The sequence below is a fragment of the Mesorhizobium sp. B2-3-7 genome, assembly GCF_006442695.1.
GTDB lineage: Bacteria > Pseudomonadota > Alphaproteobacteria > Rhizobiales > Rhizobiaceae > Mesorhizobium.
Genome location: NZ_VFVV01000001.1, coordinates 712995 through 733339, shown reverse-complemented (window position 1 = coordinate 733339; position 20345 = coordinate 712995). Strand labels below are relative to the sequence as shown.

Here is a 20345-nt window from a genome sequence, read left to right as displayed (position 1 = left end):
ATGTCTGCGATCGAAGCCGGCGCTCGCGCGCCGGAAAATCTTTGGCGTCAGGAAATCAGGGCGACTTTGGCGCTCGCCTGGCCGATGGTGCTGACCAATCTCGGCCAGACCGCCATGACGGCCACCGACGTCATGATGATGGGCAGGCTGGGGGCGGACACGCTGGCCAGCGGCGCGCTTGGCGCCAATCTCTATTTCATGCCGCTGATCTTCGGCCTCGGCCTGATGCTGGCGACCTCGCCGATGATGGCGACCGAGCTCGGCCGCCGCCGTCATTCGGTGCGCGACCTGCGCCGCACCGTGCGCCAGGGCCTGTGGCTGGCGATCCTCATCTGCATCCCGATCTGGATCTTCCTCTGGCACGGCGAGAACGTGCTGCTCGCCATGGGCCAGGAACCGGCTCTGGCGCACAGCGCCGGCATCTATCTGCGCTGGCTGGAATGGGCGGTGCTGCCCTTCTACGGCTATATCGTGCTGCGTTCCTTCATCTCGGCGCTGGAGCGGCCGGGCTGGGCGCTGATCATCGTCTTCGTCGCCGTCGCCTGCAACGCGCTCTTCAACTGGGTGTTCATGTTCGGCAATCTCGGCGTCCCGGCCATGGGCATATCAGGCTCGGGCCTTGCCACCTCGCTGTCCTCAACGCTGATGTTCGTCGGCATGGCCGCCGTGGTGATGTGGGAGAAGAAATTCAGGCGCTATCATCTGTTCGGCCGCTTCTGGCGGTCCGACTGGCCGCGCTTCAAGGGCCTGCTACGGCTTGGCCTGCCGATCGCCGGCATCCTTGCTTTCGAGGTGACGATCTTCAATGCCGCGGCGCTGCTGATGGGCCTTATCGACGCGGATTCGCTTGCCGCGCACGCCATCGCCATCCAGATCGCGTCGATCTCCTTCATGGTGCCGCTCGGCCTCAACCAAGCGGTGACGGTGCGCGTCGGGCTTGCGCATGGCGCCGGCAATCCGGAAGGCGTCTCGCGCGCCGGCTGGACCGCCTTCGTCATCGGCGTCTCGTTCATGGCCCTGATGGGCCTGATAATGATCCTGTGGCCGCATCTCCTGATCAGCGCCTTCATCGACCTGGCCAATCCGGCCAATGCCAGGGTGATCACGCTTGCCGTATCGTTCCTGGTCTTCGCGGCCCTGTTCCAGGTCTTCGATGGCGCGCAAGCGGTTGCCGCCGGCATGCTGCGCGGCCTGCACGACACCAAGGTGCCGATGATCTATGCCGCGATCGGCTATTGGGGCGTCGGCCTGCCGCTGGGCGTGCTGCTCGCCTTCCCTTTCGGCTTCCATGGCGTCGGCATCTGGATCGGGCTGTCCAGCGGACTGGCGGTGGTGGCGGCGTTGCTTCTGGCGCGCTGGCTACGGCGGGATCGCCTCGCGCCGCCGCTGGTGTTCGAACACTGATGCAGAGGGCCGCCGGGTTGTCCGGTGGCCTTTCCGTCATTGTCGGCGTCAGCTGTTTTTGAGCGCCGGGCTGAACACCATCAGGCTCAGTATTTCGAACAGCACCTGGGCGCCGGCATGCGCGGTGTTGGTGGTCGCATCATATTGCGGCGCCACCTCGACCACGTCGCCGCCGACGATGTTGAGGCCTTTGAGGCCGCGCAGCAGTTCGAGCACTTCCCGAGTCGTCAGGCCGCCGACTTCCGGCGTGCCGGTGCCCGGCGCGAAGGCCGGATCGACGCTGTCGATGTCGAAGGAGACATAGGTCGGTCCGTCGCCGACTATTCTGCGCGCTTTCCCGATAATGGCGGGGATACCGAGGCCGGTCACCTCCTCGGCATGGATCACGGTCATGCCGGATTCGTAGGTGAACTCCCACAGATATTCGGCCGAGCCACGGATGCCGATCTGGATGGTGCGCGTCGGGTCGAGCACGCCATCGAGCACCGCGTTGCGGAACGGGCCGCCATGGTGGAACTTGGTCATGTCGAACAAGCCGCTTGTATCGCAATGGGCGTCGATGTGGATGAGGCCGACCGGGGCCTTCTTGCCGACGGCCTTCAGGATCGGATGGCTGATCGAATGGTCGCCGCCGACCGACAATGGAATGACGCCGGCATCGACGATCTGGTTGGTGCGGCGCTCGATGTCCTCATGGCAGGTCTCGAGCCGGTAGCGGCTCTGGAACGGCACGTCGCCGATGTCGGCGACCCTGAGCTCATGCGTCGGTGCGCATTCCAGCACGTGATTGTAGGGGCCGATGCGCTCGATGGCGCGCAGCGCCCGCGGCCCGAAGCGGGAGCCCGGCCGGTTGGTGACGCCGAGATCCATCGGCACGCCTGTTATCGCCACCTGCAAATCGCCGAAATCCGGGTTGTCGGCCGATATTTCGCGATAGGGTGCGGCGAGGAAGGTGGGGATACCGGAATAGGGCGCCAGCCGCGTGCCCGACTTGGAGAATATCTTGTCGGCGACCTTGCGGAACTTCGGGTCGAACATCTCGCCGCCATGGCTCTCGCCATATTTGCGGCGCAAGGCGTCGAGCTTGCCGCTGTCATAACCCATGTCGGTTTTCTCCTGTCTGTCTCTCCGGAGTGTCCGGTAGCGCTTTGGAAAAATCAATTGCGTTCGGACGGGTTGGCTGCCGCACGTCTTTCTTTTTGTCGGGCCAGCCTGAAACCGGGCAGCGCTTTTGCCAATTCGATGCTATGAGGCCTGTCGCGATCATGGGCGGCAGGCAGCGAAGGCGGTAACGAGACATGGCCAGGACCGATATTGCGCGGCGCGTCTACAACCACACCTGGAAGCTCGACCCGATCGTGCGCAGCCTGCTGGACACGGATTTCTACAAGCTTCTGATGCTGCAGATGATCTGGGGCATGTACCCCAAGGTCGACGCCACCTTTTCGCTGATCAACCGCACCACTTCGGTGCGGCTGGCCGAGGAGATCGACGAGGGCGAGTTGCGCGAACAGCTTGACCACGCCCGCACCTTGCGCTTCTCCAAGAAGGAGATGATCTGGCTGGGGGGCAACAATTTCTATGGCCGCAAGCAGATCTTCGAGCCGGAATTCCTGGCCTGGCTGGAGAATTTCCGGCTGCCCGACTACGAGCTTTCCAGGCGCGGCGGGCAGTATGAACTCTCCTTCAGCGGCCCGTGGATGTACACCACGCTGTGGGAGATACCCGCACTCGCCATCATCAACGAATTGCGCTCGCGCGCCGCCTTGCGGTCGTTCGGGCCTTTCACGCTCGACGTGCTCTACGCCCGCGCCAAGGCCAAGATGTGGGCCAAGACCGAACGGCTGAAGGCGCTGCCCGGCATCCGTATTTCCGACTTCGGCACGCGCCGGCGCCATTCCTTCCTGTGGCAGCGCTGGTGCGTGGAAGCGCTGAAGGAAGGCATCGGCGAGGCTTTCACCGGCACCTCCAACGTGCTTCTGGCCATGGACAACGACCTCGAGGCGCTGGGCACCAACGCGCATGAACTGCCGATGGTGCTTGGGGCGCTGGCCAATTCGGAAAAGGAATTGAAACAGGCGCCCTACAAGGTGCTGCAGGATTGGCAGCGCTACTATGGCGGCAATTTGCTGATCGTGCTGCCCGACGCCTTCGGTACGGCTTCCTTCCTGCGCGACGCGCCGGACTGGGTGGCCGACTGGACGGGCTTTCGCCCCGACAGCGCGCCGCCGATCGAGGGCGGCGAGAAGATCCTGTCCTGGTGGCGCGAGAAGGGCAAGGACCCCAGGCAGAAGCTGCTGATCTTCTCCGACGGGCTCGAGGTCGAGACCATCGAGGAGACCTACCGCCACTTCAAGGGCAAGGTGCGCATGTCCTTCGGCTGGGGCACGAACCTGACCAATGATTTCGAGGGCTGCGCGCCTACGGCAACCGACAGCCTCGACGCCATATCGCTGGTCTGCAAGGTGACCGAGGCCAACGGCCGGCCAGCGGTCAAGCTCTCCGACAATCCGGCCAAGGCGACGGGCGACCTCAAGGAGATCGAGCGGTATCTGCGCATCTTCGGTGAAAAGGACCGGGTGGAGCAGTTGATCAAGGTGTGAGGGCACCACCGGTGCTTCCGGCATCGCCATACGAGACGGCAAAGTCGGATAGGCTGAGTTCCTTGGCGCCCTCCTCTGTCCTGCCGGACATCTCCCCCTCAAGGGGGGAGATCATGCTGTCATCTTCGTCTTCGCGAACCTCCGGCGTTGCAAGGGAAGCGCCGACAGAGAAACCGCCAATCTCCCCCCTTGAGGGGGAGATGTCCGGCAGGACAGAGGGGGGCGCCGTAGAGTGCCGTCGTCGGTCATTAGCATCTTTGCCTATCGCTCTATTGCTCCTCTCACCCACCCCAGCCTTCGCCCACGCCTCGGACCGCGGCCACGTCCTGCTTCTCCCGACCGGCTATTACCTTGTCGGCGGCGCTTTCGCCGTGGCCGCCAGCTTCCTCGTGCTGGCGCTGCTGCCGGCGCATCGGCTCGATCGTTTCTGGCGGCGGCGCCTGCCACTGTTCACACTGGGTGATGATGCCCGCACCGCTGCCAGCCTGATATCCTTTGCCGGCTTTGCATGTCTCATTGCCGCGGGTTTTCTCGGCAGCCGCGATCCGCTCTCCAACCCGCTGCCTCTGGTGATCTGGACACTGCTGTGGGCCGGCTTCACGCTCCTGCAAGGTTTCCTCGGCGACCTCTGGTCCTGGCTCAATCCCTGGTACGGGCCGGTGCGTCTCCTGTCGCGCCTGGCCGGCAGGGGCGGTGAAGCGGCCAGGCGCCTTCCATCATGGCTCGGATACTGGCCGGCTGTCCTCCTGTTCTTCGCTTTTGCCTGGTTCGAGCTCATCGATCCGGCGCCCGACGATCCGACACGGCTGGCCCGGGCCGCCGGCCTCTACTGGTTGTTCACCTTGCTGGCGATGCTGTCGTTCGGTTATGGGGCGTGGGCCCGTAGCGGCGAATTCCTCACCGTCTTTTTCTCGATGGTGGCACGCTTCGCGCCGCTCGTGCGCGACGAGCGCGGCCGGCTTGCGCTATGCTGGCCGGGCGCCAAGCTGCTGACCGCCGCGCCTTTGCCGGCAAGCGGCGTGGCCTTCCTGCTGCTCGCCCTGTCCTCGGTTTCCTATGACGGCCTGTCGAAGACCTTCTTCTGGCTGGGCCTGTTCGGCATCAATCCGCTTGAATTCCCCGGCCGCACGGCGGTGATCGGCAGTGGCAGTTTTGGCCTCGTCCTGACATTCATGCTGCTTGCGGCGGTCTTCCTGCTTGCCGTGGTCGTCGGCCAGAAGCTCGCCGGCGACGGCCACAGGCTTGGCGAGGCGACGGGGCTGCTGGTCTGGTCGATCGTGCCGATCGCGCTCGCCTACCACATCGCGCATTACCTGACGGCGCTGCTGGTCGACGGCCAGTATGCGCTTGCGGCACTGTCCGATCCGTTTGCGCTCGGCTGGAACCTTTTAGGCACCGCCGACATGCAGATCGAAGCCGGCATCGTCGCCGGCGCGGGCTCGGCATGGTGGCTGTGGAACATCCAGGCCGGTGCCATCATTCTCGGTCATCTGCTTGCCGTGCTCGTCGCCCACGGCTTCGCCGCACGCCTGCATCCGGTTCCCGCTCGCGCCGCGCTCAGCCAGTTTCCGCTCACCTTGCTGATGATCGCCTACACCGTCTTCGGCCTCTGGCTGCTCGCCACGCCGACCGTTGGCTAGACGCGGTGGAAATAAACCGGGATCCCCCTGGGGAAACGGCATTGCCGTGTCCGGACTTTGGTGATTTAGTTTGTACACATGCAATTTCGGCCGTCCGCAGGAAGCGGTCTGCTACGTTCCAGCCATTGGTCAAAACTCAAAAACAGGGGAACTGCCGTGACTGACAAGAATGGGTTTTTCGATCTCTCCAAGGCCGGTCTCACCCGCCGCACCGCGCTGAAGGGTCTGGCCGCCGGCGCCGGCCTGGCGGTCGCGCCCGGTTTCGTCCGCTACTCCCAGGCGCAAAGCTCCGCCCCGATCAAGATTGGCTTCCAGTCGCACCGAACCGGCATCGGCGCCGCCTATGGCCGCTGGTACGAGAAGACCACGGCCGCGGCGGTCAAGGCGATCAACGCGGCCGGCGGCATCAATGGCCGGCCGGTCGAGGTCATCATCGAGGATGACGGCACCGATCCCGGCCGCGGTGCCGAGGTGGTCGGCAAGTTCGCCACCCAGCACAAGACCGACATCGTCTTCGGCACCTTGTTTTCGCACGTCGTCATCGGCTCGGCACCCGCCGCCGGGGAAGCCAAGATGCCCTATTTCGTCGTCAGCGAAGGCCACCATGTCGCCTCGACCAAGCTCAACCGCTATGTCTTCCAGCCCGGCATCACGGACGTAAAGAGCCAGATCCAGTCGATGGCGCCGTGGATCGCGGCCAATGCCGGCAAGAAGGTGACGCAGATCTTCCCCGATTTCGCTTTCGGCTACGACCACCGCGACTACCTCCCGCCGGCGCTGAAGGCGCAGGGCGCAGAGGTCATCGCGCAAATCGCCATTCCGCCGACGGAGAGCTCCTTCACCAAATACTTCCCGCAGATTCCGGCCGAGACCGAGGTGATCTACCACGGCATGGTCGGCCCGGCGGTGCTCACCTTCGTCAAGGAGCTTGGCGAGTTCTACGGCTCCAACCGGCCGCAGCTGTTCGGCTTCATCGATTCGCTCGAAGCCGTCGACATCAACAGCCCCGGGCTCGAATTCCTGGACGGCAGCCATTTCTGGGAAGGCTCGCCACGTTATGCCCAGACGGACGATTCCGAGGCGCAGAAGGCCTATCGCGCCGCCGTCGGCATCGATGACAATGGCGCGGCCGTCGGCGACCCCAAGGATGTCTCCACCGCCGCGCATATGTTCGGCTGCTGGGAGACGCTCTACGTCGTCAAGAAGGCGATGGAAGACGCCGGCTACAAGGGCCCGGAAGACCGCGCCAAGCTGGTCGAGGCGACCGAGGCGCTGACCGAATTCGCCGAAGGCCCGGAGCATCCGCAAGGGCCAAAGACCTTCAACGGCAAGATCCACCAGTGCTTCGGCATCCAGAACATCTCCAAGGTCGAAGGCGGCAAGCTCAAGGTGGTGCACAAGACCAAGATCGAGGACGGGCTTTACGAGGCCGAGGGGGATTATACGACGCAGGCGTTGTAGGCCGGCTCAACAGCAAGCGTGAGCGCCAAGCCACCCCCCTCTGTCCTGCCGGACCCGGCCCTTCGCTGTCGCTCCGGGCGTTCGTCGTTCGGAAAGCCAAGCAATTGGCTTTCCGTCCGCTGCGCGGACCACTTCTCACCCCCCTCAAGGGGCGCGATTGCGCTATCGGTGAGTGCCTAACCCATGCATTTCGGACCCCACCTCCTCCTTGCCGCCCTCGAAGGGCTCGTCACATCCGCCGTGCTGGCGCTGACCGCGCTCGGCCTGTCGCTGGTGTTCGGCGTGATGCGCGTGGTCAACGTCGCGCATGGCGAGTTCTTCATGCTGGGCGCCGTGCTCGCCTGGGCGATCACGACTGCGATCGGAGGCCATCCGGCGCTCGGGTTCCTGGCGGCACTTATCATCGCACCGCTGGTCGTCGGCGCCCTTGCACTGGTGGCCGAGCGGCTGGTGCTGCGCCGGCTGAACTACAATCCGGAAGCCACCATCGTCGCCACCATCGGCATGCTCTACATTATCCAGCAGCTGGCGCTGACCTTCTATGGTCCGGAAGCGCGCCCGGTAGAGCCGCCCTTCAGCTATCGCATCCTTCTGCCGTGGTTCGGCTATTCGGGCTACAAGCTGTCGATCATCGCGGCATCCGTCCTTCTGCTCGTCGTGACATGGCTGGTGCTGACGCGCACCAGGGTCGGCCTCGTCATGCGTGCCACGCAGTATGACAGCGAGACGGCACAGGCCTTCGGCATCCCTGTCGATCGAGTCTATGGCGGCGTCTTCGCGCTCGGCGCCATGCTGGCGGCCATAGCGGCGGTGCTGATCGTGCCGATCAGCCAGGCGCATTATCTGATGGGGCAGGACCCGCTGCTGCTTTCCTTCATCGTCGTCATCATCGGCGGCCTCGGTTCGCTGCGCGGAACCGTCATCGCCGCCGTGCTGATCGGCCTGTCCGACGGCATCATCTCGATGTTCTTCTCGCCGACGCTGGCCAAGATCATCGCCACGCTGCTGGTCGCCATGGTGCTGGTGTTCCGGCCGCAGGGCCTGTTCGGGACGGCGACGCGATGAGCGAGACCTCGCCGGCAAAAGCCTATGGCTTGCATCTCGGCGTCATCGCGCTGCTTTTTGTCCTGAGCTTCGTGCTGCCGGATTATCATCACGGCCTCGTCGCCCGCATCATGGTGCTGGCGGTCTTCGCCATGGGCTACAACATGCTGTTCGGCTATGTCGGCCTGCTCAGTCTCGGTCATGCCATGTTCTTTGGCGCCGGCCTCTACGGCGCCGGCCTTGCCGTCATCCAGCTTGGCTGGAGCGTGCCGGCGGCTTTGTTGAGCGGTATCGCCTGCGGCGCGGTGCTGGCACTGGTGATCGGGCTGCTGGCGCTGCGCACTACGGGTGTCGCCTTCATGATCGTCACCATGATGTTCGCGCAGGTCTTTTACCTCCTCATCCTCTATTTTGCCGCGTGGACCGGCGGCGACCAGGGCATGGTGGTGCCGCAGCCGGCACGCGTCCTGAATTTCGGCGCGACGTCGCTCGATCTCACCAATCCGACGGTGCGCTACATGAGCGCGCTGGCTCTGTTCTCGCTCGTGCTTCTGGTCACGCTGGCCGTCGTCCGCTCCCGATACGGCCGCGTGCTGGTCGCCATCCGCGAGAACGAGGAACGGACCAAAATGCTGGGGTACGACACCTTCTCCAACAAGCTCGCCGCCGTGGTCGTCTCCGGCGCCATCTGCGCGGCGTCGGGCGCTGCCTATGCGCTGCTGTTCGGCTATGTCGGCTCGAGCTTCGCCTCGGTACAGTACTCGATCCTGCCGCTGCTGTGGGTGCTGCTCGGCGGCGCCGCCACCACGCTCGGACCGCTGATCGGCACGCTGTTCATGTACTATGTCATCGACGTCACCAGCGGCTTCACCTCCGCCTACCTGTTGATCGTCGGCGTCGCGTTGATCCTGCTGGTGCTGTTCTTCCCGAAAGGCATTCTGGGCAGCATCCGGCAGCGCTGGCTCGGATGGCTGCCATGACGCCGCTTCTGACCACCAAAGGCCTGTCGCGCAATTTCGGCGGCCTGCGCGCCGTCGACAGCGTCGATTTCACCTTGGTGCCGGGCGAAATCCGCGCCGTCATCGGCCCCAACGGTGCCGGGAAGACCACTTTCGTCAGCCTGATCAGCGGCCGAATCCCGCCCTCGTCCGGATCGATCGTTTTCGACGGCTCCGACATCACCGGCCTGCCGGCCTATGTCAGGGTCCGCCAAGGCATTGCCTACACGTTCCAGATCACCAGCATCTATGCCAACCTGTCCGTTTACGCCAACGTCGCGCTGCCCGTGCAACTGACGCTACGGCATGGCCATTCCAAGAGCGCGATACAGGCCGCTGTCATGTCGGCGCTCGCACGCACCGGGCTGGCCGACCGCGCCCATATGCCGGCCGGTCAATTGTCCTATGGCCACCAGCGCCTGCTGGAGGTGGCGATGGGCCTGGCGCTGAAGCCGCGCCTGCTGATCCTCGACGAGCCGACGCAGGGGCTCGCCGACAGCGAGATCGACAATTTCATCGCCCTGGTGCGCGAGATCGCCAGGAACGCCACCGTGCTCCTCATCGAGCACAACATGCCTGTCGTCATGCAGCTTGCCGACCGCATCACCGTTTTCAACGCCGGCAAGATCCTGGCAGAGGGCACGCCGGAGGCGATCCGCGAAAATGCGGCGGTGCAGGAAGCCTATCTGGGGACCGCCCTATGACCGAGACGAGCAAGACGCAAGCGTTGCGAATCGCGGGACTGGACTGCTTCTACGGCGAGGTTCAGGTGCTCTATGGGCTCGACCTGGCGCTGAACAAGGGCGAGGTGCTGTGCCTGTTCGGCCGCAACGGCGCCGGCAAGACGACGACGCTGAAAGCCATCATGGGGCTGGTCCGGGCGAGTGCCGGTTCGATCAGCCTCGCAGGCCAGGAATTGACCGGTCTGGCCGCCCACGAGGTGCCTAAAGCCGGCATTGCCTATGTGCCGCAAGGCAGGCGGCTGTTCGCCGAAATGACGGTGGCGGAGAACATCGAGATCGGGCTGATGGCGCGCGGCAAGGGGAAGGCCGTGCGCGAAAACGTGCTCAACCTGTTCCCGCTGCTGCGCCAGCGGCTCAGGCAGCGCTCGGGCACCTTGTCGGGCGGCGAGCAGCAGATGCTGGCCATGGCACGCGCGCTCTGCCTGGAACCGCAGGTGCTACTGCTCGACGAGCCGACCGAAGGGCTGATGCCGTCGATGATCGCAAAAATCCGCGAAACGGTGGCGAAGCTGCGCGAACTGGGCGTTTCCACCATCCTGGTGGAGCAGCGGGTCGACGCCGTGCTGTCGGTCGCCGACCGCGTCGCCTTCATCGAGAATGGCCGCAACCGCGAGACGGTCGACGTAGAGGCGTTGCGCGCCGACCCGTCGGCGGTCAGGCGCTATGTCGGCGTAGGCTGAGGATTTGCCCTCCCCTGTGGAAGGTAAGGGCCTGGCGTCCTCGCCGGCTCACCCGAAGAACAGGAAGCCCGCCATCAAGAACGTGGGGATCAGCACCGCGCCCGACCACGCCATGTAGCCGAAAAAACCCGGCATGTTCACGCCGCGGTGCCGGGCAATGGCGTAGACCATGAAGTTCGGCGCGTTGCCGATATAGGTGTTGGCGCCCATGAACACCGCACCCGCCGAGATCGCCGCCAAGGTCGAAGCGAGCTCCGTCATCAGATGCCGGGGAGCGCCGCCGGCCAGCTCGAAGAACACCAGGTAGGTCGGAGCGTTATCCAGGAAGGACGACAGCGCTCCGGTCAGCCAGAAATAGGCGAGATCGTTGGGCATGCCCTGCGCTGACGTGACGAGCGCGACCAGCGGCGCCAGCGCGCCTTCGTGGCCGGCCCTCAGGATGGCGACGACGGGCACGATGCAGACGAAGATGCCGGCGAACAGTTTCGCCACTTCCGCGATCGGCCCCCAGTTGAAACCGTTCGCCTGCCGATACTCCTTGCGCGAGACGGCCAGCGAAACGAAGGCAAGCGCCAGGATGACGACATCGCGCACAAGGTTCTGCAACTCGAGGTCCACCCCCTGAATGGAAAGACTGATGCCGGGCTTCCATGTGGCCGAAAGCAGGATCGCACCGATCACGCCGGCCAGCAGCGGCAGGTTGGGCAGGCCGCGGATGCGCACTTTCGTGTCCGGCGTCGGGTCCTTGATCTTTGGCGCGCCCATTTCGCGGCGATGCAGCGTGGTGTCGATCGCCAGGAAGACGGCGAGCACGACGACGCTGACGAACAGGGTCTCGCGCCAGAGGTTGGCGGTGGTCCAGAAGAAATCGACGCCGCGCAGGAAGCCGACGAACAGCGGCGGGTCGCCGAGCGGCGTCAGCGAACCGCCGATGTTGGACACCAGGAAGATGAAGAAGATGATGACATGGGCGTTGAACGGCCGGTTGTCATTGGCGCGGATGAGCGGCCGGATAAGGATCATCGAGGCGCCGGTAGTGCCGATGACGGAAGCGAGCAGGGCGCCGATGAGCAGCAGCCCGGCATTGACCAATGGCGTGCCGTGGATGTTGCCGGCCACGAGAATGCCGCCCGAAATGGTGAACAGCGCGAACAGGAGAATGATGAACGACATGTATTCGGTGAGCAGCGCATGCAGCACCGCTTCCGTTGCCACCGTCGTGCCGAAGGCCGATGCGAGCGGCACCACCACGAGAGCCGCCCAAAATGCAGCAATCTTGCCGTAATGATGCTCCCAGACATGGTTGAAAAGCAGCGGTCCCGTGGCGATCGACAGCAACAGCCCGGCAAAGGGCAGCGCCCACCACAGCGACATCGTCCGGCCTGGCAGGCCGTGCTCTTCCGCGGCGAAGGCCGTTCCCGGTAACAGCATCGCGACAGCCACCACGGCACTTGCCGTCAAAGCCGTCGCCCCTATCGACCCCTTCTCTTCTCCCACGATGAGGTCAGTCCGCCGCGTGGTCTTCGAGCGTCACGCCTGCTTGGCGCATCCTTGCCAACATCGTCTCGACCGAACCGTTGAGGTCGATCCCGCGGCAGGCATCGAGCCTGACAGTGGTCCTGAACCCCTGCTTGACCGCGTCGAGCGCCGAGAAGGCGACGCAGAAATCGGTCGCCAGGCCGACCAGGGTCAGAGTGTCGATGCCGCGCTCCCTGAGATAGCCGGCAAGGCCGGTCGGCGTCGTGTGGTCGTTCTCGAAGAAGGCCGAATAGCTGTCGATATCAGGCCGAAATCCCTTGCGGATGACCAGCTCGGCCTTGGTCCAGGCAAGACCCGAGTGAAAATCCGAGCCGAGGCTGCCCTGGATACAATGGTCCGGCCACAATGTCTGCTGGCCGTAGGGCATCTCGATGGTTTCAAAAGGCTGGGCGCCTGGATGGCTTGAGGCAAAGCTCGAATGGCCGGCTGGATGCCAGTCCTGCGTCAGCACGACATGATCGGTTCGCCGGATCAGGTCGTTGACCAGCGGCACGATCTCGTCGCCGCCGGTCACAGCCAGCGCGCCGCCAGGGCAAAAGTCGTTCTGCAGATCGATGACGACAAGCGCTTCTTCGGCCATGGGGTTCCTTCCTGTCGGTATCGGGCGCGGGCTCCCAGAGGGATCCCGGCGAAAGAAAGCCGCTGGCGCGACCGGAGGGAGAAACTTGACCAGATGGCGGGCCGCGTCAACCATTAGAGCGCCGGGCGCAACCCCGAACGCGCAAAGGGCGCCCCAGCACCTAGATTTTGCGGAGAACAAATGCGTGGCGGCGGCAGCCGTGCGGGTGCTGCGCAAACTCCGGCTTTGACAATTTCCGCCGACTTGATATCATTTGCATACGAATGAATTTAAGCCGGGCCCGGACGCCGGCAAGTTCCCTCGGAAAGGCCCTTTTTCTGGGAAGGCAAAGCGTGATCCGTTACGCGAAACCCACCACGGTCGACGAGGCGCTCGCCCTGCTTGGCGAAGCTTCGTGGCGCATCCTTGCCGGCGGCACCGACTTCTACCCGGCGCAAGGCAACAAGCCTTTCCGCGACAATGTGCTCGACATCAACGGGCTGGCCGCGCTGCGCGGCATTGCGGAAACGGAAACGCACTGGCAGATCGGGGCGCGCACCAGCTGGACCGATATCGTTCGCCATCCCTTGCCGCCGGCCTTCGATGCGCTGAAAGCGGCCGCGCGGGAGGTCGGGTCCGTTCAGATCCAGAATGTCGCCTCGATCGCCGGCAATCTCTGCAACGCTTCGCCGGCCGCGGATGGCGTGCCGGCGCTGCTGGTGCTCGACGCCGAGATAGAACTGCGCTCGGCGCAAGCGGTGCGCCACCTGCCGCTCCGGGAATTCATCCTCGGCAATCGCCGCACGGACCTGCGGCCCGGCGAGATGGTAACCGCCATCCGCGTGCCGAAAGCGGCCGGCGCGGGTATGTCGGCTTTCGTCAAGCTCGGCGCGCGGCGCTATCTCGTCATCTCGATCGCCATGGTGGGGGCACGCCTGGTCGTGCAGGACGGCATCGTCGAGCAAGCGGCGGTCGCCGTCGGTTCCTGCTCGGCTGTTGCAAAGCGGCTCGGCGGGGTCGAGGCGGCCCTGCGCGGACTGGCGGCGGATCATGGGCTGGCCACAGCGGTCCTCGCCGCGCCGATGGAAGAGCTGTCGCCGATCGGCGACGTGCGCGGCAGCGCCGAATACCGGCAGGACGCGGCGCGCGAAATCGTTGTCCGCGCCGTGCTTGCGGCGGCGGGGCCGATGAGCGGTGACAGGGTGGCGGCATGAACAAAGCTCAGCCTCACATCAGCCAGGCTCGACCCGGCGGGGCCCTATCCGGCAGTGATGCAGTTGGCCTGGCACGCGCGGAGATCACCTTCGCGGTCAACGGCGCCGCCGTCTCGGTCAACGTGCCGCCGCTGCGCCGGCTGTCTGCGGTGCTGCGCGATGAATTGCTGCTGACCGGGACCAAGGTCGGCTGCGACGCCGGCGACTGCGGCGCCTGCACGGTGCTGGTCGATGGCGATCCGGTCTGCGCCTGCCTGATGCCTGCGGCGTCGGCCGCCGGAGCGTCGGTAACGACGGTTGAAGGGCTCGCCAATGGCCGGCTGTCGGCACTACAGGCCTCCTTCCTGGCGCATGGTGCGGCGCAGTGCGGCATCTGCACGCCGGGCCTGCTGGTGGCGGCGACGGCCCTGCTGGACAAGAAAGCCAGGCCGAGCGAGATCGAAGTGCAGGACGCGCTTGGTGGTGTCCTCTGCCGTTGCACCGGGTACCGGAAGATCGTCGCTGCTGTGATGGATGCCTCCGCCCAGGCTGCAAGCCTGGATTTCCGTCTGCCTCGGTCCGGTCACGCCATTGGCTCCTCCCCGATCCGGCTCGATGGCGTGCCGAAGGTGACCGGCGGTGAGAAATTCGGCGGCGATTCGTTCCCGGCCGATGCGCTGGCGGTGCTGGTAATCCGCTCGCCGCACTACCATGCCAGTTTCGCCTTCGGCGACCTCGACGGCTGGGCAAAAGCTCGTCCCGGCATCGCCGGCGTCTTCACGGCGGCCGATATCCCGGGAAAGAACTGTTTCGGCGTCATCGGTCCGTTTGCCGACCAGCCGGCTCTCGCCGAAGGCTTGGCGCGGTTTCGCGGCGAGGCGGTGGCACTTGTTGCCGGCGAGCGCGAGGCGATGCTCGATCTCGACCTGTCGGATTTCCCGATCCGCTGGACCGAATTGCCACACCTGTTGCAGCCTTGCGAGGCACAGGCCGAAGGAGCGGCGCTGATCCATGCGAACCGTCCGGCCAACCTTCTGACCAAGGGCTTCGTCGAACGCGGCGATCCCGAGACGGCGCTTGCCGATGCCGCTGGCACCGTGACCGGTGCGATCGAGACGTCCTATGTCGAGCATGCCTATATCGAGCCGGAAGCCGGCCATGCCTATATGGATGGCGACACGCTGGTCGTCGTCGCCTGCACGCAGGCGCCCTATATGGACCGCGACGACACGGCGAAGGTGCTGGGCCTGCCCGTCGACAAGGTGCGCATCGTGCCGACCGCGACGGGCGGCGGTTTTGGTTCCAAACTCGACGTGTCCCTGCAACCGCTGATCGGCCTGGTGGCGATGAGGACCGGGCGGCCGGCGGCGCTTGCCTACACGCGCAATGAATCGATGATGTCGACCACCAAGCGCCACCCGGCGCAGATGCAAGCGACCATCGGCGCCGACGCCGAGGGCCATGTCACGGGCATGATTTTCTCAGGCGATTTCAACACCGGGGCGTACGCGAGCTGGGGACCGACCGTCGCCAACCGCGTGCCGGTGCATGCCTCGGGTCCCTATGCCACCCCGAATTACCGCGCGGAAGGCCGCGCCGTGCATACGCATGGGCCGATTTCCGGCGCTTTCCGGGGCTTCGGCGTGCCGCAGGCGACGATCATGCAGGAGACCTTGTACGACGAGCTGGCCGGCAAGCTCGGCATCGACCGGCTCGACTTCCGCTTGAGAAACTGCCTTCGTAACGGATCCGAAACAGTCACCGGACAGAGACTGGAATCGGGCGTCGGCATTGCCGAATGCCTCGATGCCCTGCGGCCGCATTGGGCGCGTGCAGTGGCTGACGCGGATGCCTTCAACAGTGCCAACGTGGATAAAAAGCGCGGCGTCGGCATCGCCTCCTGCTGGTATGGCTGCGGCAACACCTCGCTGCCCAATCCGTCGACCATCCGGGTCGGCATCGCGGCTTCAGGCGAGATCATCCTGCACCAGGGCGCGGTCGATATCGGCCAGGGCTCCAACACCGTCATCACGCAAATCTGCGCCGACGCGCTCGGCCTGCCCCTGGAAAGGTTCCGGCTGAAAAACGCCGACACCGCGATTACTCCCGATGCCGGCAAGACCTCGGCCTCGCGCCAGACCTTCGTCACCGGCAAGGCGGCCGAGAAGGCCGGCCGCGCCTTGCGCGAAAAAATCCTGCGCTTTGCCAATGTCTCGGAAAAAGCGTCGCTTCAGCTCGAAGGTCCGGCGATCGTCATCCGTGAGGGCGAGGCGGTCCGCCGTGTCGATCTTGGCACACTCGAAGCGGATATCCACGGCTTCGTCTTCCGCGCCGAGGAGACCTACGACCCGCCGACGCTGCCGCTCGACGCCAAGGGCCAGGGCAAGCCCTATGCGGTCTATGGTTACGGCGCGCAGATCGCCGAGCTCGAGGTCGACCTCAAGCTCGGCACGGTCAAGCTGGTCAAGATCACAGCCGCGCACGATGTCGGCAAGGCGATCAACCCGCTGCTGGTCGAGGGTCAGATCGAGGGCGGCATCGCGCAAGGCATCGGCATGGCGCTGATGGAAGAGTATATTCCCGGCCGCACCGAGAATTTGCACGATTATCTCATTCCGACCATCGGCGACGTGCCGCCGATCGAGACGATATTGATCGAGGTGCCAGACCCGGAAGGGCCATTCGGCGCCAAGGGCCTGGGCGAACATGTGCTGATCCCGACGGCGCCGGCGATCCTCAACGCCATCCGCCATGCCACTGGTGTGCTGGTCACCAGAGTTCCGGCGACGCCGGGCCGGATCCGCGCCGCCATCCGCGAGAAGGAGGCATGCCGATGAGCGAGCTTGCCGAACGCTTCGAAACCCATGATCCCGGCGAGAAGCTGGTGGCGGAGAAGATCCGCTGCGATGCCTGCCCTGTGATGTGCTACATATCAGATGGCCGCACCGGCGCTTGCGACCGCTACGGCAATGCCGGCGGCCGGATCGTGCGCATGGACCCGCTGACCATTCTCGATCATACCGCCGAGATCGGCGGCGCTGTCGTGCCCTTCGTCGCCGAGGGCGAGGCCTGGGACGGCGAACTGGTCAACACCGGCCGCCGCTTCGTCACGGCGATCGGGGCAGGAACCACCTATCCCGACTACAAGCCGGCGCCCTTCATCGTCAGCCAGCAGGTCGAGGGCGTCGATCTCGTCACCGTCGTCACGGAGGGCATCTTCTCCTATTGCGGCGTCAAGGTGAAGATCGACACCGACCGTCATATCGGACCCGAAACGGCTGTCGTGCGGTCGCAAGGCGAGGCGATCGGTCATGTCACGACGGGCGAATATGGCTCGCAGATGCTGTCGCTGGGCGGCGTGCATCATCTGACCGGCGGCTCCAAGGCCGAAGGCCGCGCCACCTGCGATGCGCTGCTCGATCTGTGCAACCGCAAGCCGGTGGAACTGACCATCGATGGCGGCGCCACCGTAACAGTCGAAGCCGGCAAACCGCCCGTCATAGACGGCAAGCAGGAGCACCGCATGCGGGTCGGCTGCGGGTCGGCGACCATCGGCATGTTCGCCACCCAATGGCGCGGGCTGGTCGACGAGGTGGTGGTGGTCGACGACCACATAACCGGCGTCGTCTCGGAGCATCAGGCCGGCAAGGTGCTGGGCTGGCAGGACACGGGGATAAAGATCATCGGCCGCCGCTCGACGCCTGGGCGCTATTTCAAGGTCTCCGAGCCCGGCCTCGGCTGGGGCGGCACCAGCATATCCGACCCGCTGTCGATCCTGGGCGAATGGAACGCCAAGAAGGGCGCGCGGCCCGGCCTGTCGCTGCTGATGGTTTCGACCACCGGCGAGCAGTTCGCCTATTACGAACTCGACGACCAGTTGAAGCCAGTCGAAAAGCCATTCCCCGAACGATTGCAGAAATCCGTGGGGCTGATCGAGGATAATTGCGAACCGGCGCTGTGCACCGTGCTGTTCATCGGCGGCGCCGGCGGTTCGCTGCGCGCCGGCGTCACCGAGAATCCCGTCAACCTGACGCGTTCCGTGCAGGGCCTGACCACCTATGTGACGGTCGGCGGCGCGCCGGTCTATGTCTGGCCGGGCGGCGGCATCACGCTGATGGTGGATGTGACGCGCGTGCCGGAAGGCGCCTTCGGTTATGTGCCGACGCCGGCGCTGGTGGCGCCGATCGAATTCACGCTGCGCCGCGACGACTATATCAGGCTCGGCGGCTACGAAGCCGAGATCCGCAGCGTAGAGGATGTCGTCGCCAAGGGCGGCGAGTACCTGAACGCGCGCCGGGGCGACGGTGCGCCGGCCGGCAACCCGTGGCCACCGCTGGCGCAGTTGCGGCGCGCGCCCGCGAACGGGGCCGGATGACGATGAACGGCCCGCAAGCGCATTGGCTCGGGGACGGCAAGCGGCTGCACCTCAACCACGGGCCGATCGACCTGATCGTCGAGGCCTTTGGGACGCCAGGCGAATGTCGGCGAGCTTGTGAGCAGGCCGTGGCGCGGTTCCAGACCATCCTGCCGGAACTGGTGGAGGAATTGCCCGAGTTGCGCCGGCCGGCCGCGTTGCGCCCGCGCGCCTTCGCCGGCCCGACGGCGCGGCGCATGGAAGCGGCAGTTACGCCATTGGCGGACGACTTCATCACGCCGATGGCAGCCGTCGCCGGTTCGGTAGCCGACGAAATACTTGCCGCGCTGATTGCCGGGCGAAAACTCGATCGCGCCTATGTCAACAATGGCGGCGACAGCGCGCTTCATCTCGGTACCGGCCAGTCGATCACTCTTGCCATTGCCGGCACCGGCCATGGCCTTGCCGACCGCATCGTCATCAGCGCCGAGGACGGCGTGCAAGGCGTTGCCACCAGTGGCTGGCGCGGGCGCTCGTTTTCGCTCGGCATCGCCGACGCCGTCACCGTGCTGGCGAGGACCGGCGCAGAGGCCGATGCCGCGGCGACATTGATCGCCAATGCCGTCGACTTGGCCAACCATCCCGCTATTCGGCGTGTGCCCGCGCATGATCTGGCGCCGGACAACGACCTTGGCGACAGACTGGTGACGCAGGAGGTCGGGCCGCTTTCTGCCGAAGAGATTGCCACGGCGCTGGACAGCGGACTTGCCGTCGCCGAAGATTTCCGCCGCAGGGGACTGATCGCCGCATCGGCGCTGTTCCTCGCCGGCCAGACCCGCATCGAGGGCTCAATGGCGCTTGCCGCGCCCGACAAAAGTCCAGGGAAGGAAGTTGCCCATGCCTGAGTTTCCGCTCCGCAAGATCGTGGTGCTGACCGAAGAGATCTTTCATGAGGGCGGGCCGGCGCCCAAGGTGCCGCGCCGCCGTGCCGCCGCCATGGCACTGGTGAAGAACCCGTTCGCCGGGCGCTATGTCGAGGAGTTGCAGAGCGCCATGGACGATCTGAAGCCGCTTGGCCTGCTGCTCGCCGACCGGCTGATAGCGGCATTGGGTGGCGACGTGAAGCAGATCGACGGCTATGGCAAAGGCGCCATCGTCGGCATATCGGGCGAACTCGAGCATGGCGCGCTTTGGCATGTGCCGGGCGGCTACGCCATGCGCGAGCGGCTCGGCGACGCCAAGGCGATCGTGCCGTCGGCCAAGAAGGTCGGCGCCTTCGGCTCGCGGCTGGATGTGCCTCTCGGCCACATCAACGCCGCCTATGTGCGCAGCCATTTCGATGCGATGGAAGTCGGCGTCAGCGACGGACCGCGTCCCGACGAGATCCTGTTCTGCCTCGCCATGACCTGCGGTCCGCGCGTGCACAATCGCATGGGCGGCCTGGCCGCCGACGACATCAAGGCATGGGACGGGCTGCGGTGAGCGGCGAGGACAATCTGCTGAAGCTGGTCGAGGTCGAGGAGGCGGACGATCAGGACTACCACCTGCAGGAGCAGGTCGGCTTCATCCTGCGCAAGGCGCATCAGCGCCACGTCTCGATCTTCGCTGCCCATATCGGCGACCTGACGCCACCGCAATTCGCGGCATTGGCCAAGCTGCGCGATGTCGGGGAGACTTCGCAGAACCAGCTCGGCACGCTGATCGCCATGGATGCGGCGACGGTCAAGGGCGTCATCGACCGGCTGAAGGCGCGCGGCCTTGTCGAACTCTCCAAGCACGAGGGCGACAAGCGCCGGCTGCTGGTCAATTTGACCGCCGAAGGGCGCGAGGCGATCGAACGCCTGATCCCGCTGGCGCGCGAGATTACCGAGGAAACCTTGGCACCGCTCACGGCCAGGGAGATCGCCACCTTCATGAAGCTGCTGGCGAAATTGGCGTAGGCCGGCGACGAGGTCCTTTCCTCTCCCTCCGGACGGGAATAGGCGACGCTGCGAAGCGGCAACGGAGTGGGGGAACCACCTGGCCACCGCCGCCGACGGACATTGAAAAGGGACCAGGGCGCAAGAATCTTCCTGCACCGCGCCAAGGGTCGACTCCCACTCCGTCGAGCTTCGCTCGACACCTCTC

17 protein-coding genes are annotated in these 20345 nt (G+C 65.2%); 14 read left to right on the top strand and 3 right to left on the bottom strand.

Translation table 11 applies throughout. The features are described 5' to 3' along the window. Entirely contained in the window at positions 1–1404 is a 1404-nt protein-coding gene (locus tag FJ940_RS03690) for an MATE family efflux transporter (RefSeq protein ID WP_140524197.1), read from the top strand. A 48-nt stretch (positions 1405–1452) separates the two neighbouring features. Here the strand turns inward: FJ940_RS03690 and speB are convergent, their stop codons facing one another. Next, positions 1453–2508: an agmatinase gene (speB, locus tag FJ940_RS03685; protein WP_140524199.1), complete on the bottom strand. Its 1056-nt coding sequence runs from the start codon at positions 2506–2508 to the stop codon at positions 1453–1455. A gap of 194 nt (positions 2509–2702) precedes the next feature. On the opposite strand from speB, the gene pncB reads away from it, so the two are divergent. The 7 genes from pncB to FJ940_RS03645 all read left to right on the top strand — a co-directional run bounded on the left by pncB (position 2703) and on the right by FJ940_RS03645 (position 10573). Continuing rightward, positions 2703–4007 carry a nicotinate phosphoribosyltransferase gene (gene pncB / locus FJ940_RS03680; RefSeq protein ID WP_140655318.1) on the top strand — a complete coding sequence of 435 codons (1305 nt, stop codon included), beginning with the start codon at positions 2703–2705 and terminating at the stop codon, positions 4005–4007. 200 nt (positions 4008–4207) lie between these two features. Beyond that, positions 4208–5647 (top strand): hypothetical protein, encoded by a 1440-nt coding sequence (locus FJ940_RS03670; RefSeq protein ID WP_140491380.1) that lies wholly within the window; start codon positions 4208–4210, stop codon positions 5645–5647. Between the two features lie 156 nt (positions 5648–5803). Continuing rightward, entirely contained in the window at positions 5804–7108 is a 1305-nt protein-coding gene (locus FJ940_RS03665) for an ABC transporter substrate-binding protein (protein ID WP_140655316.1), read from the top strand. A 183-nt stretch (positions 7109–7291) separates the two neighbouring features. After that, positions 7292–8173, top strand: a complete 882-nt coding sequence (locus tag FJ940_RS03660) for a branched-chain amino acid ABC transporter permease (protein ID WP_140491384.1) — start codon at positions 7292–7294, stop codon at positions 8171–8173. Continuing rightward, entirely contained in the window at positions 8170–9132 is a 963-nt protein-coding gene (locus tag FJ940_RS03655; protein WP_140491386.1) for a branched-chain amino acid ABC transporter permease, read from the top strand. The genes FJ940_RS03660 and FJ940_RS03655 overlap by 4 nt, the downstream gene beginning before the upstream one ends. After that, the gene (locus tag FJ940_RS03650; RefSeq protein ID WP_140655313.1) at positions 9129–9854 is read left to right on the top strand and encodes an ABC transporter ATP-binding protein; all 726 of its coding nucleotides are present in this window, start codon (positions 9129–9131) and stop codon (positions 9852–9854) included. The genes FJ940_RS03655 and FJ940_RS03650 overlap by 4 nt, the downstream gene beginning before the upstream one ends. Then, a complete protein-coding gene (locus FJ940_RS03645) occupies positions 9851–10573 on the top strand; it encodes an ABC transporter ATP-binding protein (RefSeq protein WP_140628679.1) in 723 nt (240 codons plus the stop codon). Before FJ940_RS03650 ends, FJ940_RS03645 begins: the two co-directional genes overlap by 4 nt. A gap of 48 nt (positions 10574–10621) precedes the next feature. Here FJ940_RS03645 and FJ940_RS03640 read toward each other — a convergent pair whose 3' ends face one another. Together FJ940_RS03640 and pncA are read right to left on the bottom strand one after the other, a co-directional pair. Further along, positions 10622–12004 carry a sodium:proton antiporter gene (locus FJ940_RS03640; RefSeq protein ID WP_140493430.1) on the bottom strand — a complete coding sequence of 461 codons (1383 nt, stop codon included), beginning with the start codon at positions 12002–12004 and terminating at the stop codon, positions 10622–10624. Between the two features lie 73 nt (positions 12005–12077). After that, entirely contained in the window at positions 12078–12692 is a 615-nt protein-coding gene (gene pncA / locus FJ940_RS03635; RefSeq protein ID WP_140514339.1) for a bifunctional nicotinamidase/pyrazinamidase, read from the bottom strand. Between the two features lie 332 nt (positions 12693–13024). Here pncA and FJ940_RS03630 point away from each other — a divergent pair, with 332 nt between their 5' ends. The 6 genes from FJ940_RS03630 to FJ940_RS03605 are packed head-to-tail and all read left to right on the top strand — an operon-like array spanning position 13025 to position 20158. Then, complete coding sequence (locus FJ940_RS03630; protein ID WP_140628673.1) at positions 13025–13885, top strand: xanthine dehydrogenase family protein subunit M; 861 nt, start codon at positions 13025–13027, stop codon at positions 13883–13885. Then, positions 13882–16701, top strand: coding sequence for a molybdopterin-dependent oxidoreductase (locus FJ940_RS03625; protein WP_140655310.1), 2820 nt, complete (start codon positions 13882–13884; stop codon positions 16699–16701). The genes FJ940_RS03630 and FJ940_RS03625 overlap by 4 nt, the downstream gene beginning before the upstream one ends. After that, a complete protein-coding gene (locus tag FJ940_RS03620) occupies positions 16698–18239 on the top strand; it encodes a 6-hydroxynicotinate reductase (protein WP_140655308.1) in 1542 nt (513 codons plus the stop codon). The genes FJ940_RS03625 and FJ940_RS03620 overlap by 4 nt, the downstream gene beginning before the upstream one ends. Before the next feature lie 2 nt (positions 18240–18241). Further along, a complete protein-coding gene (locus tag FJ940_RS03615) occupies positions 18242–19123 on the top strand; it encodes a UPF0280 family protein (RefSeq protein ID WP_140655402.1) in 882 nt (293 codons plus the stop codon). After that, entirely contained in the window at positions 19116–19700 is a 585-nt protein-coding gene (locus FJ940_RS03610; RefSeq protein WP_140655305.1) for an amino acid synthesis family protein, read from the top strand. The genes FJ940_RS03615 and FJ940_RS03610 overlap by 8 nt, the downstream gene beginning before the upstream one ends. Then, a complete protein-coding gene (locus tag FJ940_RS03605; protein ID WP_140493433.1) occupies positions 19697–20158 on the top strand; it encodes a MarR family transcriptional regulator in 462 nt (153 codons plus the stop codon). Before FJ940_RS03610 ends, FJ940_RS03605 begins: the two co-directional genes overlap by 4 nt. The last annotated feature ends 187 nt before the right edge of the window (positions 20159–20345 follow it).